Annotated in this window: 18 protein-coding genes; 1 reads left to right on the top strand and 17 read right to left on the bottom strand. The window is 64.8% G+C overall.

Going from position 1 to position 14,099, the window contains the following annotated elements:
• Positions 1-212: 212 nt before the first annotated feature.
• Complete coding sequence (locus DWV00_RS28425; RefSeq protein ID WP_115536958.1) at positions 213-959, bottom strand: Nif3-like dinuclear metal center hexameric protein; 747 nt, start codon at positions 957-959, stop codon at positions 213-215.
• 19 nt (positions 960-978) lie between these two features.
• Here DWV00_RS28425 and DWV00_RS28430 point away from each other — a divergent pair, with 19 nt between their 5' ends.
• Complete coding sequence (locus tag DWV00_RS28430) at positions 979-2,208, top strand: S1C family serine protease (protein ID WP_115536959.1); 1,230 nt, start codon at positions 979-981, stop codon at positions 2,206-2,208.
• Positions 2,209-2,269: 61 nt separating this feature from the next.
• On the opposite strand, the gene tatC is transcribed toward DWV00_RS28430, so the two are convergent.
• The 16 genes from tatC to murA all read right to left on the bottom strand — a co-directional run bounded on the left by tatC (position 2,270) and on the right by murA (position 14,041).
• Positions 2,270-3,052 carry a twin-arginine translocase subunit TatC gene (gene tatC / locus DWV00_RS28435; RefSeq protein WP_115536960.1) on the bottom strand — a complete coding sequence of 261 codons (783 nt, stop codon included), beginning with the start codon at positions 3,050-3,052 and terminating at the stop codon, positions 2,270-2,272.
• A 99-nt stretch (positions 3,053-3,151) separates the two neighbouring features.
• A complete protein-coding gene (gene tatB, locus DWV00_RS28440; RefSeq protein WP_115536961.1) occupies positions 3,152-3,682 on the bottom strand; it encodes a Sec-independent protein translocase protein TatB in 531 nt (176 codons plus the stop codon).
• Positions 3,683-3,776: 94 nt separating this feature from the next.
• Positions 3,777-4,025: a Sec-independent protein translocase subunit TatA gene (gene tatA / locus DWV00_RS28445; protein WP_115536962.1), complete on the bottom strand. Its 249-nt coding sequence runs from the start codon at positions 4,023-4,025 to the stop codon at positions 3,777-3,779.
• Between the two features lie 117 nt (positions 4,026-4,142).
• Positions 4,143-4,505, bottom strand: a complete 363-nt coding sequence (locus DWV00_RS28450; RefSeq protein ID WP_115536963.1) for a histidine triad nucleotide-binding protein — start codon at positions 4,503-4,505, stop codon at positions 4,143-4,145.
• Positions 4,506-4,548: 43 nt separating this feature from the next.
• On the bottom strand, positions 4,549-4,926 hold the full coding sequence (locus tag DWV00_RS28455; RefSeq protein WP_115536964.1) for a DUF4870 family protein: 378 nt from the start codon (positions 4,924-4,926) through the stop codon (positions 4,549-4,551).
• A 57-nt stretch (positions 4,927-4,983) separates the two neighbouring features.
• On the bottom strand, positions 4,984-5,349 hold the full coding sequence (locus DWV00_RS28460) for a phosphoribosyl-ATP diphosphatase (RefSeq protein ID WP_115536965.1): 366 nt from the start codon (positions 5,347-5,349) through the stop codon (positions 4,984-4,986).
• Positions 5,346-5,756 carry a phosphoribosyl-AMP cyclohydrolase gene (gene hisI / locus DWV00_RS28465; protein WP_115536966.1) on the bottom strand — a complete coding sequence of 137 codons (411 nt, stop codon included), beginning with the start codon at positions 5,754-5,756 and terminating at the stop codon, positions 5,346-5,348. Before hisI ends, DWV00_RS28460 begins: the two co-directional genes overlap by 4 nt.
• 82 nt (positions 5,757-5,838) lie before the next feature.
• Complete coding sequence (gene hisF, locus DWV00_RS28470) at positions 5,839-6,612, bottom strand: imidazole glycerol phosphate synthase subunit HisF (protein WP_115536967.1); 774 nt, start codon at positions 6,610-6,612, stop codon at positions 5,839-5,841.
• 149 nt (positions 6,613-6,761) lie between these two features.
• Positions 6,762-7,514 carry a 1-(5-phosphoribosyl)-5-[(5-phosphoribosylamino)methylideneamino]imidazole-4-carboxamide isomerase gene (hisA, locus tag DWV00_RS28475; RefSeq protein WP_115536968.1) on the bottom strand — a complete coding sequence of 251 codons (753 nt, stop codon included), beginning with the start codon at positions 7,512-7,514 and terminating at the stop codon, positions 6,762-6,764.
• A 167-nt stretch (positions 7,515-7,681) separates the two neighbouring features.
• Positions 7,682-8,320, bottom strand: coding sequence for an imidazole glycerol phosphate synthase subunit HisH (gene hisH / locus DWV00_RS28480; protein WP_115536969.1), 639 nt, complete (start codon positions 8,318-8,320; stop codon positions 7,682-7,684).
• Between the two features lie 15 nt (positions 8,321-8,335).
• Positions 8,336-8,956, bottom strand: a complete 621-nt coding sequence (locus tag DWV00_RS28485) for a MarC family protein (protein WP_115536970.1) — start codon at positions 8,954-8,956, stop codon at positions 8,336-8,338.
• A 45-nt stretch (positions 8,957-9,001) separates the two neighbouring features.
• Positions 9,002-9,589 carry an imidazoleglycerol-phosphate dehydratase HisB gene (gene hisB / locus DWV00_RS28490; RefSeq protein ID WP_115536971.1) on the bottom strand — a complete coding sequence of 196 codons (588 nt, stop codon included), beginning with the start codon at positions 9,587-9,589 and terminating at the stop codon, positions 9,002-9,004.
• A gap of 20 nt (positions 9,590-9,609) precedes the next feature.
• Positions 9,610-10,680, bottom strand: a complete 1,071-nt coding sequence (hisC, locus tag DWV00_RS28495; RefSeq protein WP_115536972.1) for a histidinol-phosphate transaminase — start codon at positions 10,678-10,680, stop codon at positions 9,610-9,612.
• 9 nt (positions 10,681-10,689) lie between these two features.
• Positions 10,690-12,012, bottom strand: coding sequence for a histidinol dehydrogenase (gene hisD, locus DWV00_RS28500; RefSeq protein WP_115536973.1), 1,323 nt, complete (start codon positions 12,010-12,012; stop codon positions 10,690-10,692).
• Between the two features lie 71 nt (positions 12,013-12,083).
• Entirely contained in the window at positions 12,084-12,761 is a 678-nt protein-coding gene (hisG, locus tag DWV00_RS28505) for an ATP phosphoribosyltransferase (RefSeq protein WP_115536974.1), read from the bottom strand.
• Positions 12,758-14,041 (bottom strand): UDP-N-acetylglucosamine 1-carboxyvinyltransferase, encoded by a 1,284-nt coding sequence (murA, locus tag DWV00_RS28510; RefSeq protein ID WP_115537040.1) that lies wholly within the window; start codon positions 14,039-14,041, stop codon positions 12,758-12,760. Before murA ends, hisG begins: the two co-directional genes overlap by 4 nt.
• Between the last annotated feature and the right edge of the window lie 58 nt (positions 14,042-14,099).

Below are 14,099 nucleotides of genomic sequence, written 5' to 3' on the forward strand. Positions count from 1 at the left end.
GAAGCGTTGATTCTTAAGGGTTTCCCCGGACCCAACCGGTGCGGCTTTTTGTCGCTTTCTCGTTAAGTGTTTCCTTTAGTTTTGCATGGGCCCGGAGTATGCGCTAAAGCGCTAACTCCGGCCGACACGGCATGCTTATTGCGGTGTCGATTGATGCGTGTCATTCAAAACACACAAAATCACCCGCAATTCCGATGAATTGCGGCACTGCGTCACACCGGATTATCGATATCGATAAATAGATGCTCAATATCGAAGCGCTCCGACAGGTGTGCACCGAGCGCCTGCACCCCGTAACGCTCGGTCGCATGATGCCCCGCAGCAAGGAAAGCGACGCCGCTTTCCGCCGCGATGTGTGTGATCTGCTCCGAGATTTCGCCCGTCAGGTAGACGTCCGCGCCTGCGTCGATGGCCGCCTCGAAGTAGCTTTGCGCCCCGCCCGTGCACCAGGCGATGCGGCGCAATTCGACATCGGGATCGCCGAGCATCAGCGGTGTGCGTCCGAGCGTATGCTCGACCTGGGCGGCGAAGTGCGCGAGCGTGACCGGCATCGGCAGCGTCGTCATCCAGCCCAAGGAATCGGCGCCGAAGCGGGCCTCGCCGATCAGCCCGAGCCGCGCGCCGAGTTGAGCGTTGTTGCCGAGCTCCGGATGATCGTCGAGCGGCAGGTGATAGGCGAACAGGTTGATCTCGTTATCGATCAGCTGCTTGATGCGCCGGTACTTGCGGCCCGTGATCTGCGGCGCTTCGTTGCGCCAGAAGTAGCCGTGGTGAACGAGGACGGCGTCCGCCCCCCAATCGGCCGCGGCTTCCAGGAACGCGAGCGAGGCGGTCACGCCCGTCGCGATCTTGTCGATGCGGCGCCGGCCTTCCACTTGCAGGCCGTTCGGGCTGTAGTCCTTGAAACGAGCGATGTCGAGCATGTCGTTCAAGTACAATTCAAGTTCGATCCGATCCATAGAAACCTCGATTCTTCAAATGCTTAGACGCTTCTGGATGCTCTTCGCCCAAGCGGTGACGGTGCTGCTCGCCGTTCTGTTCATTGTGGCGACGCTCAAGCCTCAGTGGCTGCAGCATCAGGGGCAATTCGGCAAACAGCTGGCCTCTCCGATCGTCGCGCTGCGCGAGGTGGCGCCGGGATCCGGTTCGGGGCCGGCCACGGCCTCCTATGCCGATGCCGCGCAAAAAGCCATGCCGGCCGTCGTCAACGTGTTCTCGGGCAAGGCCGGATCGGCGCCGCCGAATCCGCATGCAAAGGATCCGCTGTTTCGTTATTTCTTCGGCAATCCTAAAAACCAGCAGCAGCAAGAGCAGCCCGAGGACGAAACCGCGACGAACCTCGGCTCGGGCGTGATCGTCAGCTCGGAAGGCTACATTCTAACGAACGAACATGTCGTGGACGGGGCGGATGAAATCGAAGTCGCCCTGGCCGACGGCCGCCGCACGAACGCCAAGGTGATCGGTGTCGATCCCGAGACGGATCTGGCCGTGCTCAAAATCAACATGACGAACCTGCCGTCGATCACGCTCGGCCGCATGGATCAAGTGCGCGTGGGCGACGTCGTGCTCGCCATCGGGAACCCGTTCGGCGTCGGGCAAACGGTCACGATGGGCATCATCAGCGCGCTCGGGCGCAATCACCTCGGCATCAACACGTTCGAGAACTTCATTCAGACCGACGCGCCGATCAATCCGGGCAACTCGGGCGGCGCCCTCGTCGACGTCCACGGCAATCTGCTCGGGATCAACACGGCGATCTACTCGCGCTCGGGCGGCTCGCTCGGCATCGGCTTCGCGATTCCGGTCTCGACGGCGCGCAGCGTGCTGGAAAGCATCATCACGACGGGGTCCGTCACGCGCGGCTGGATCGGCGTCGAGCCGCAGGACGTCACGCCGGCGATCGCCGAGTCGTTCGGGCTCGAGCAGCGCGGCACGATCGTCGCGGGCGTGCTCCAGGGCGGCCCGGCCGACAAGGCGGGCATCAAGCCCGGCGACGTCCTGCTCGAGGTGAACGGCGAGGAAATCACCGACACGACGCGGCTCTTGAACGTGATCGCGCAGATCAAGCCCGGCACGCAGGCGAAGGTCAAGCTGATGCGCAAGAAGAAGGAAATGGATCTCGTCGTGACGATCGGCAAGCGCCCGCCGCCGCCGAAGGGGACGGACAACAATCAGGACGAGGGCGGCGACACGCAGCAGCAGGAATGAGCGGGCCGCGTAGGTGGGGCAGCCTAGGTCGGGCCGCGTTGGCCGGCCCGCGCAGGTGCCCTTAGCCCGCGGCGCCCTCTTCTTCCTCGGCGACTGGACGGTCCTTGCCGACGATCAGCCGGGCGGCAATGATCCCCGTTTCGTAGAGGATGATCAGCGGCAGCGCGAGGATCAGCTGCGAAAAAACGTCGGGCGGCGTAACCACAGCGGCAACGATGAACGCCCCCACCACCACATACGGCCGGATGCTGCGCAGCTTCTTGAGCGTGACGACGCCCATGCGCACGAGCAGCACGACGATGATCGGGACCTCGAACGTGACCCCGAACGCTAAGAACATCGACAGCACGAAACTCAGGTAATTGTCGATATCGGTCGACATCTGCACGTTCAGTGGCGCGTTGTAATGCGCCATGACGCGGAAGATCGTCGGAAACACGACGAAGTACGCGAACGACATCCCGCACAGGAACAAGAGATAGCTGCTGCCGACGAGCGGCGCGACGAGCTTCTTTTCGTGCTGATAGAGCCCCGGCGCGACGAACGCCCAAATCTGGTAGAGCACGATCGGCAGTGCGATGACGAGCGCGACGAGCATCGTCACCTTGATGGGGACGAAGAACGAACCCGTGACGTCGGTGACGATCATCCGCCCGCCCTTCGGCAGGTTCTCCATCAACGGCCGCGCGAGCAGCCTGAAGATGTCGGTCGCCCAATAGACGAGCCCGAGAAAGACGATGATGACGGCGGCGCCCGCCTTGATGATGCGGTCGCGCAGCTCGACGAGATGCGAGATGAACGACTCTTCTGTGCCTTCGTCCTGCTTGTGCTGGGGGTCGCTCACGCCGGCCCTCTTAGTGAGATCGACGCGCGGTGCGTCGAAAGATCGGAAGTGGGAAGCCGTCGATTAGCGTCGAACGAACACAGCGCGATCATCGGCGGATCAAAGAAAGCGCCGCTGCTTGCGCAGGCTGGCGGGCGTATGCCGCGCCACGCGCGCGGCGCCCGATTGCACGTGCGCGCGGCGGCCGACGGTGCGCTTGTACCAGACGGGCGCGGCCGAGCGCTTGGTGCGCCAGCTGACGCGTTTGACCGTGGGCGGTGCCGTGGTGCGCCATGGAGACGCAGTACCGTCGCCCGCCGAATCCTCCCCGGTCGCCCCGCCCGCAATGCTCGGGGACGTCGACGTACCGCCCCGGAAGGCTTCGTTCAACTCCGTTTCGTGCTTGCGCAAGTTGTCGTGAATCGAGTTCTCGACATTGCGCGCGGCCGACTCGAATTCGGTCTTCATCTGGCGCAGCGCGTCGAGTTCGATCTCGCGCGTCACCTCGGCCTTCACGTCGTTGATGTACCGCTGAGCGCGGCCGAACAGCGCGCCCGCCGTGCGCGCAACGCGCGGCAGACGCTCGGGGCCGAGCACGACGAGCGCCACCACGCCGATCAGCGCCATCTTCGTCAGTCCGAGATCGAGCATGTAGGTGGCCTAGTCGTCCATTAACGGTTATGCGATTGTGCGGATGTTCGGTTGCGTCGATTCACGCCTGCGCCGCGGCTCGCGCGGCGTCCTTTCAGCGGTAATCGTTCGAGCGCGATTTTTCCTTCGCCTCGACATCGATCGTGTTCGAGCGCGGCAGCTCGCGGCGCTCGGCGTCGGGCTGAGCCGGCGTGGACGGATTATCCGAGTCCTTCATGCCCTCTTTGAAGCCCTTCACCGCGCTGCCCAAATCGCTGCCGATGCTGCGCAGGCGCTTCGTACCGAACACGAGTGCCACGATCAAAAGCACGATCAACCAGTGCCAAATGCTGAATGAACCCATGAAAACCTCCCAAACCTTGCCGTCGCTTGGTGCGACGACAAAAATACCGGCCTTGCGACCGTAATCGGAACGCTTGCGCTCCCTGTCGATCGATGCGGCAGTGGAGCGCGCCGCGCCTTAACCCATCCGCTTCCACGGACGCGGACCGGCGAGAATATGCGCATGCAAGTGGTAGACCTCCTGCCCGCCTCCCGGCCCCGTATTGATGACCGTTCGGAACCCCGTATCGCCGCCGGTGTACGCGCAGCCGAGTTCATCGGCCAGCCGCGCCACCAGAATCATCATTTTACCAAGCAGCGGCGCATCGCTTTGGGTGCAATTGGACAGGGTTTCGACATGTTTTCGAGGAATCACGAGGACATGCGTATCCGCTGCCGGGTGGATGTCCTTGAACGCGACGAAGTCTTCGTCTTCGTGAACCTTCGTGCTCGGGATTTCGCCCGAGGCGATCTTGCAAAAAAGGCAGTTGTCGTGACTCATGGTCTTCCTGGTGGCGAAGCGAATACGCGGCCGCGCGGCGCCGTCAAAACCACGCCCGCGGCTCGAGCGGCTTGTTCTCGTACAAGTACAGCCAGCCCTTGACGATACGGTACAGCATCCAGATCGATACGGCCGTGAGCACCGCGAAGCCGATGACGACGAAGACGAGCACGCCGCCGATGATATAACCGGCGAGCCCGATCCAGAACGTGCGGATCAGCCACGTCAGGTGCGCTTCATACGGCGTGCCCGCGGCATCGTCGCGCTTCAAGTAGGCGATGATGATCGCGACGACGATCGTGATGCCGCCCGTGAACCACTGCAGCGCATAGAGCCCGTAGAGAATATGCGTGAGCGTGCGGATATCGCCGCCGGCGCGGGGCGTCGGGTAGGTGACGGGGTTATCCGGTCGCTGGTTCATCTTCACCCTCTATGCGTTAGGCAATATGAATGCGGCCCGCTCAGGGGCCGCTACGGCTCAGCCGCCGTTTTCCTCACGCTCGCGACGCTTGCGCAGCGCCTTTTCCTCGATGCCCGACATCCCTTCGCGCCGCTCGAGTTCGGCGATGACGTCCGCGGGGCTCAGATCGTAGTGCGACAGCATAACCAGGCAGTGAAACCAGAGATCGGCCACTTCGCCGACCAGCGCGGCCGGCGCGCCGCCCTGGCGCACGTCCTTCGCGGCGAGCACGACCTCCGTCGCTTCCTCGCCGATCTTCTTCAGCACGGCGTCGTCACCCTTGTGAAACAGGCGCGAAACGTACGAAACCTCGGGATCGCCGCCCTTGCGGCTGTCGATGATGGCGGCGAGCCGCAGCAGCGTGTCTTGCGTGGGTTGAGTCATCGGTAGATCTGTTCAGGGTCTTTCAGCACGGGATCGACGGCGATCCAGTCGCCTTCGTCGGCCGTGCCTTCGAATTTCTGGAAAAAGCAGGAATGCCGCCCGGTGTGGCAGGCGATGCCCGACACCTGCTCGATCTTGAGCAAGACGACGTCTTCGTCGCAGTCGAGCCGCACTTCGCGCACGTGCTGCACGTGGCCGGATTCCTCGCCCTTGAACCACAAGCGCTGGCGCGAGCGCGAAAAGTAGACGGCGCGGCCCGTCTCGATCGTCTTGGCCAGCGCCTCGCGATTCATCCACGCGAACATGAGCACGTCGCCCGTCGTCGCTTCCTGCGCGATGACCGGCACGAGCCCGTTGGCGTCCCATTGGACTTTGTCGAGCCAAGGTTTTTCGGCGGGTGCGTTCATCGCAGCCTCCCGCCGGGCCGCCCCAAGGGAGGCTGAGCCCCCCCGGGGGGCAGAGAACGAAGTGACCGTGGGGGTCGTTTCATCACTGCCTCACTGAGATACCACGATCGGCCATGAAGCGCTTCGCTTCGCCGACCGTATGTTCGCCGTAGTGGAAGATGCTCGCGGCCAGCACGGCATCGGCATGGCCGTCGAGGATGCCGTCGGCCAGATCCTTCAGCGACCCGACACCGCCCGACGCGATCACGGGCACGGGCACGGCGTCCGACACGGCGCGCGTGAGCGCGAGATCGAACCCGCTTTTCGTGCCGTCGCGATCCATGCTGGTCAGCAGAATTTCGCCGGCGCCGTATTCGGCCATCTGCTTGGCCCAGGCCACGGCATCGAGCCCCGTCGCCTTGCGGCCGCCGTGCGTGAAGACCTCCCAGCGCGCCGGCTCGCCTTCGCCCGAGACGCGCTTGGCATCGATCGCGACGACGATGCACTGCGAGCCGTATTTCTGCGCGGCCTCGCGCACGAGCTCCGGCCGCGCGACGGCGGACGAGTTCATGCTGATCTTGTCCGCGCCCGCGTTCAGCAGCCGCCGCACGTCTTCGACCGCGCGCACGCCGCCGCCCACCGTCAGCGGGATGAACACTTGCGCCGCCACCGCCTCGATGATCGGCAGGATCAGGTCGCGTTGATCGGACGTGGCCGTGATGTCGAGGAACGTCAGCTCGTCGGCGCCTTGCTCGTCGTAGCGGCGCGCGATTTCGACGGGATCGCCGGCATCGCGCAGCTCCACGAAATTGACGCCTTTGACGACGCGGCCGGCGGTCACGTCCAGGCAGGGGATGATGCGTTTAGCTAGAGCCATGGTGGTGCAAATGCCGCTAAATGGGCCGCCTGCCGCAAAGCAGACGGCGTAATGTCGTGACGGAGGAGACGCCGTGGCCGCATGGCCGCGCCGTCCCTTGCCGACGGACCGGGCCGCCCGTGCGCCGCGGCACGGGCGCGCCGCGGCTTTCAGGCGTCGTCCGATTCGCGCAGCGCGTCCGCCCGCGTTTGCGCCGCGGTGAAATCGAGATCGCCCGAATAGATCGCGCGCCCGCAAATGACGCCCTCGACGCCGTCGTTCTCGACTTCGCAAAGCGCCTCGATGTCGGCCAGATTCGACAGCCCGCCGCTCGCGATCACGGGAATCTTCACGGCACGGGCAAGCCGCACCGTCGCCTCGATATTGACGCCCTGCAGCATCCCGTCGCGGCCGATGTCCGTATAGATGATCGACTCGCAGCCGTAGTCCTCGAACTTTTGCGCCAGGTCGACGACTTCATGGCCCGTAAGCTTGCTCCAGCCGTCGGTTGCGACCTTGCCGTCCTTGGCATCGAGGCCGACGATGATATGGCCGCCGAACGCGGTGCAGGCATCCTGCAGGAAGCCCGGGTTCTTCACCGCGGCCGTGCCGATGATGACGTAGGACAGGCCGTCGTCCAGATAACGCTCGATCGTCTCCAGATCGCGGATACCGCCGCCGAGCTGGACCGGGATCTCGCGCCCGACTTCGTCGATGATGGCGCGGATCGCCTCTTCGTTCTTCGGCTTGCCCGCAAACGCGCCGTTCAGGTCGACGAGATGCAGCCGTCGTGCGCCCCGATCGACCCAATGGCGGGCCATTGCCGCGGGATCCTCGGAAAATATCGTCGCCTGGTCCATATCGCCTTGTTTAAGGCGCACACACTGACCGTCCTTGAGGTCGATGGCGGGAATCAGCAGCATAGCAATCGCGTGAAATCTGGGAGGTTGAAAGTCGGTAGCCGCCGGCTCCGGGCACACCATGGCACCCGACGCCGAATAGCCGTGTCGCTTAGTTTAGTACAAGTCTTACAGTGCTCCGCCCGCTTACCGTCCGGATAGGACCGATGCGCAGGCGGCCCGCATCTCGTTCAGGGGTTCCAATCGACGAAATTGCGGTACACGCGCAGCCCGGTGTCAGCGCTCTTTTCCGGGTGAAACTGGGTTGCGAAGATATTCTCGCGTGCCACGGCCGATGTAAACGTCGTGCCGTAGTCGGTCTCGCCGGCCGTGTGTTCACGGTTTTCAGGCGCGACATAGTAGCTGTGGACGAAGTAGAAGAACGCGCCGTCCGGCACGCCGGACCACAGCGGGTGGGCGCGCGTTTGCCGCACGCGGTTCCAGCCCATCTGCGGCACCTTGAAGCGCGAGCCGTCGTCCTGGAGCTTGCCTTCGAGCTCGAAGCGCAAGACCTTGCCCGGCAGCAGGCCGAGACCCGGCGTCGAACCCTCTTCGCTCCAGTCGAACAGCATCTGCTCGCCGACGCACACGCCCATCAAAGGCTTCGCGCGCGACGCTTCGAGCACCGCTTCCTGCAAGCCCGATTCGCCGAGGCAGCGCATGCAGTCGGGCATCGCCCCCTGCCCCGGCAGCACGACGCGCTCGGCCTCGCGAATCCCTTCGGGACGATCGACGATCGCCACGTCCACTTCGGGTGCGGCCTTCTTCAGCGCTTGATACACCGAGCGCAGGTTGCCCATCCCGTAATCCACAATCGCAATCTTTTTCATCTCAAGCAGCGCTTTTCAGCGCAAGTTAGGCAGCAACGCCTTCAATCCGTCGACGATGAACTCCACCGCCAGCGCCGACAACATCAAACCCATGAGCCGCGTGCCGATGTTGATCCCCGTCTGGCCCACCCAGCGGGCGATCGGATCGGCCAGCCTGAGCGCGCCGAAACAGATGACCGCGATCGCCGCGCCGATCACGACGAGCCAGATCCGGTCGAACCAGTGCGGCGCGCTCGCCGAATAGACGATCACCGTGCTGATCGTGCCGGGGCCCGTCAGCAGCGGAATCGCGAGCGGCACGACCGCGATGCTGTTCTTCGATTCGGCCTCGTCGCGCTCCTCTGCCGTCGAGCGCGTGTTGCCAACCTGCGCGTTCAGCATGTTCACGGCCATCAGCAGCATGATGATGCCGCCGCCGACCTCGAGCGAACCGACCGAAATCCCAAAAAAGCTGATGATCTGCTGGCCGAACAGCGTCGTGATCGCGATCACGCAAAACACCGAAATCGAGGCGATCCGGATCGTGCGCCGCCGCTCCGCGTCGGAATGCTCCGACGTGAGACTCAGGAAGAACGGCACCGCGCCGACGGGATTGATCAGCGCCAGCAGTGAAATGAACGATTTGAGAAGATCCATCGCAAGCCGGCACCCACCGTGGGCGCGCCGGTCCGTTCTAGGGGCTTAGAGACTTCCCTTCGTCGACGGAATCTGCCCCGCCGCACGCTCGTCGAGCTCGACGGCCATGCGCAGCGCGCGGCCGAACGCCTTGAACACCGTTTCCATCTGATGGTGCGCGTTGATGCCGCGCAAATTATCGATGTGCAGCGTCACGCCCGCGTGATTGACGAAGCCGCGGAAAAACTCGATCGACAAATCGACGTCGAACGTGCCGATCCGTGCCCGCGTGAACGGGACGTGGAACTCGAGCCCCGGACGGCCCGAAAAATCGATGACGACGCGCGAGAGCGCTTCGTCGAGCGGCACATAGGCATGGCCGTAGCGGCGAATGCCTTTTTTGTCGCCGATCGCCTTCGCGACCGCCATCCCGAGCGTGATGCCCGTATCCTCGACGGTATGGTGATCGTCGATGTGCAAATCGCCATGCGCCTCGATGTCGAGGTCGATCAGCCCGTGACGGGCAATCTGATCGAGCATGTGGTCGAGAAACGGCACGCCCGTCGCCAGCTTTTGCCGGCCGGTGCCGTCGAGATCGATCTTCACACGGATCTTCGTCTCGCTGGTATCGCGAAACACTTCCGCTACACGCATGGAATTCCTCAAAATGACTTTTAATTCAGCGCCTGCTGGAGCACCGCCAGCATTTGTGCGTTTTCGCCGGGCGCGCCGACAGTCAAACGCAAGCAATTAGACAGCAATGGGTGCATTTTACCCACGTTTTTGACCAAAACCTTGGCATTTAGCAGCGCGCGGAACGCGGCATCGGCATCGGGCACGCGCACGAGCAGGAAGTTGGCCGCGCTCGGGAACACCGTCGCACCCGGCAACGCCCCTACCGCTTGCGCCAATTTCGCCCGCTCGGCGCGCAACTCGGCGGCTTGCGCCTCGAGCACGTCGACGTGGTCGAGGATGAATTCGGCCGCCGCCTGCGTCAGCACGTTCACGTTGTACGGTGGGCGCACTTTATCGAACTCGTCGAGCCAGGCTCGCGCGCCGACGAGGTAGCCGAGCCGGATCCCGGCCAGCCCCAGCTTCGACACCGTACGCATGACGACGACGTTGTCGTAGTCGAGCACGCGGCCGATCCAGCTCTTCTGGGCGAACGGCTGATAGGCCTCGTCGATGACGACGAGACTTCCCGTCGCGGCAGCGACGACGCGCTCGATGTCGGCATCCGAGTACAGCGTCCCCGTGGGATTGTTCGGGTAAGGCAGGTAGACGATGGCCGGCTTGTGCTCGGCGATCGCGGCGAGCATCGCCTCGACGTCGAGCGTCAGATCGGCGCGATGCGGGACGCCGACGAACTCGAGCTGGGCGAATTTTGCCGACATCTGGTACATGACGAAGCCCGGCGTCGGCGCGAGCAGCTTGGCGCCCGGCTTCGCGCAGGCGACGGCGATCATGCTGATGAGCTCGTCCGAGCCGTTGCCGAGCAACACGTCGGCCCCGCTCGGCGCGCCCATGACCGCCTTCAGCTTGTCGCCGAGCGCGGCCGGCCGCGGCAGCGGGTAGCGGTTGAGCGCGACGCCGGCCAGCACCTCGCCCAGCCGGGCAGCGAGCGGCTCGGGCAGCGTGTACGGGTTCTCCATCGCGTCGAGCTTCACGAAGCCCGTCGCGTCGGGGACGGCGTAGGTCGTCATCGACAGCACGTCGGGACGAATGATGTCTGCGGGTTTCGTCATCGCCAAGCCTCAGTTACCCTGCTTCATCCGATATTCGGCACTGCGCGCGTGCGCGGGCAGCCCTTCGCCGTAAGCGAGTTCGGCCGCGATCTCGCCGAGCGTCTGCGCGCCTTCCGCGCTCACTTCGATCACGCTGGAACGCTTGAAGAAATCGTACACGCCGAGCGGCGACGAGAAGCGCGCCGTGCGCGATGTCGGCAAGACGTGGTTCGGCCCGGCGCAGTAATCGCCGAGGCTCTCGCTCGTGTAGCGGCCCAGGAAGATGGCACCGGCATGGCGAATCTCCTTCGCCCACTGATGCGGATCGAGCGCGGAAATCTCCAAGTGTTCGGGCGCGATCTGATTGGCGATCGCGCAGGCTTCAGCCATGTCGCGGACCTTGATCAGCGCCCCGCGATCGACGAGCGAGCGCTCGATGACATCGCGGCGCGGCATCGTCGGCAGCAGGTCTTTGATCGCGTCTTCCACGCGGGAGATGAACGCTTGGTCGGGGCACAGCAGGATCGACTGGGCCAGTTCGTCGTGCTCGGCCTGCGAGAACAGATCCATCGCGACCCAGCGCGGGTCCGTCGTGCCGTCGCAAAGCACGAGTATCTCCGACGGGCCGGCGATCATGTCGATGCCGACCGTGCCGAACACGCGCCGCTTGGCCGCCGCCACGTAGGCGTTGCCGGGGCCGCAGATCTTGTCCACGGCCGGCAGCGTCTGCGTGCCGTACGCGAGCGCGCCGACCGCCTGCGCGCCGCCGATCGTGAACACGCGGTCGACGCCGCCGAGCAGCGCCGCCGCCAGCACGAGCGGATTACGCACGCCGTCGGGCGTCGGCACGACCATCACGATCTCGCGCACGCCGGCCACGCGAGCCGGAATGGCGTTCATCAGCACCGACGACGGATAGGCGGCCTTGCCGCCCGGGACGTAGATGCCGGCGCGGTCGAGCGGGGTGACCTTCTGGCCGAGCACGGTGCCGTCGGATTCCGTGTACTGCCAGCTATGGCTGCCGCATTCGATCTTCTGCTTCTCGTGGTAGGCGCGCACGCGCGCCGCGGCTGCTTCGAGCGCCGCGCGGCGCTTCGGCTCGAGGCCTTCCAGCGCGGCTTCGAGTTCGCTCGCCGGCAGTTCGAGCGATGCGACGCTCTCGGCCGAGAGCCGATCGAAGCGGTTCGTGTATTCGAGCACGGCGGCGTCGCCGCGCGTTTTCACATCGGCCAGAATCTGCGCGACCGAGCGGTCGATCGCCTCGTCTTCGCTCGCCTCGAAGGCGAGCACGGCGGCGAGCTTTGCGGCGAAATCGTCGCCGCGCGAATCGAGTTTGCGAATCGTGAGTGACATGCTGGTATCCGTTTCGGTAATGCGCGCGCCGGGCAACGACACGTGGGCACGCGCGGCGGGACCGGCCCGCGTCAGGCGCTTCCCGCAGTCGTGCGCCGCGACGCTTGCTCGAATGCATCGAGCAGCGGCTTGAGCGCCGCGCGCTTCAATTTCAGCGCCGCCTGGTTCACCACGAGGCGCGAGGAGATCTGCATGATTTCCTCGACCTCGACCAGATTGTTCGCGCGCAACGTGCCGCCCGAGCTGACCAGGTCGACGATGGCGTCGGCCAAGCCCACGAGCGGCGCGAGCTCCATCGAGCCGTACAGCTTGATCAAGTCGACGTGCACGCCCTTGGCCGCGAAATGCTCGCGCGCGGTCTGCACGTATTTCGTCGCGACCCGCAGCCGTGCGCCTTGGCGCACCGCGTTGGCGTAATCGAAGCCCGCCTCCACCGCCACCGACATCCGGCAGCGCGCGATGTCCAGATCGATCGGCTGATACAGGCCCGAGCCGCCGTGCTCGAGCAGCACGTCCTTGCCGGCCACGCCGAAGTCGGCCGCGCCGTACTCGACATAAGTGGGCACGTCAGTCGCGCGCACGATGATGACGCGCAGGTTCGGCGCGCTCGTCGGCAGAATTAGCTTGCGGGACGTTTCCGGATCTTCGGAAACGTGGACCCCGGCGGCCGCCAGCAGCGGCATCGTTTCTTCGAAGATGCGGCCCTTCGAGAGCGCGAGCGTCAAGGGCGTCGTGTCGAGCGTACTCATGCGTGGTTCTCCGATGCGGCAGATTGCCGGTCCGACACGCGGCGCACGCGGGCGCCAATTGCCGTCAGCTTTTCTTCCATGCGGTCGTAGCCGCGATCGAGGTGATAGATGCGGTCGACGAGCGTTTCGCCCTCGGCCGTGAGCCCGGCGATGACGAGGCTCGCCGACGCGCGCAGATCGGTGGCCATCACCGTGGCGCCCGACAAGCGCGGCACGCCCGTCACGAGGGCCGTGTTGCCGTCGATCGTGATGTTCGCGCCGAGCCGGTTGAGCTCCTGCACGTGCATGAAGCGGTTCTCGAAGATCGTCTCGACGACTTGCGAGGTGCCGTCCGCGATTGCGTTCAGTGCCATGAACTGAGCCTGCATGTCGGTCGGAAACGCCGGATATTCGGACGTGCGGAACGAGACGGCCTTGGGACGCTGCGCCATCCGCACGCGAATCCAATCGTCGCCCTCTTCGATCGTCACGCCGGCCTCGCGCAGTTTCATCGTGACCGACTCGAGCGTAATCGGCCGCACATGGCGCAGCGTGACATCGCCGCCCGTCGCTGCCGCCGCGCACAAGAACGTGCCCGCTTCGATGCGATCGGGGATCACCGTATGGCGCGCGCCATGCAGCTTCTCGACGCCTTGAATCACGAGACGGTCGGTGCCGATGCCGTCGATCTTCGCGCCCATGCTCACGAGCAACTGTGCGAGATCGCCCACTTCGGGCTCGCGCGCCGCGTTTTCGAGCACCGTCTCGCCGTCGGCCAGCACGGCCGCCATCAGCAAATTCTCGGTGCCGGTGACGGTGATCATGTCCGTCATGATGCGCGCGCCCTTAAGGCGCGTCGCACGCGCTTCGATATAGCCGTGCTCGATGCTGATCTCGGCGCCCATCGCCTGCAAGCCCTTGATGTGCTGATCGACCGGACGCGCGCCGATCGCGCAGCCGCCGGGCAGCGACACCTTCGCATGCCCGAAGCGCGCGACGAGCGGGCCCAGCACGAGAATCGACGCACGCATCGTCTTGACGAGGTCGTACGGCGCGACCGGGTTGTCGACGGCGCCGGCATCGAGCGCCAGTCCCGACGCGGTGCGCGTTTCCTTCACGCCCATCTGCGCGAGCAGCTTGAGCGTCGTGCGCACGTCCTGCAGATCGGGCACGTTCTCCAGATGAATCGGATCGGCCGTCAACAGGCTGGCGCAAAGGATCGGCAGCGCCGCGTTCTTCGCACCCGAGATGCGGACTTCGCCGGCGAGCGGCCGGCCGCCTTCGATCACGAGCTTGTCCATGCTGATTTGCCCCGTTCGGGCCTCCGTGGCGGCGCCGCTGCCGGCGTCGCGTGAATCT

It is taken from the genome of Trinickia dinghuensis, from assembly GCF_003367175.1.
Lineage (GTDB): Bacteria > Pseudomonadota > Gammaproteobacteria > Burkholderiales > Burkholderiaceae > Trinickia > Trinickia dinghuensis.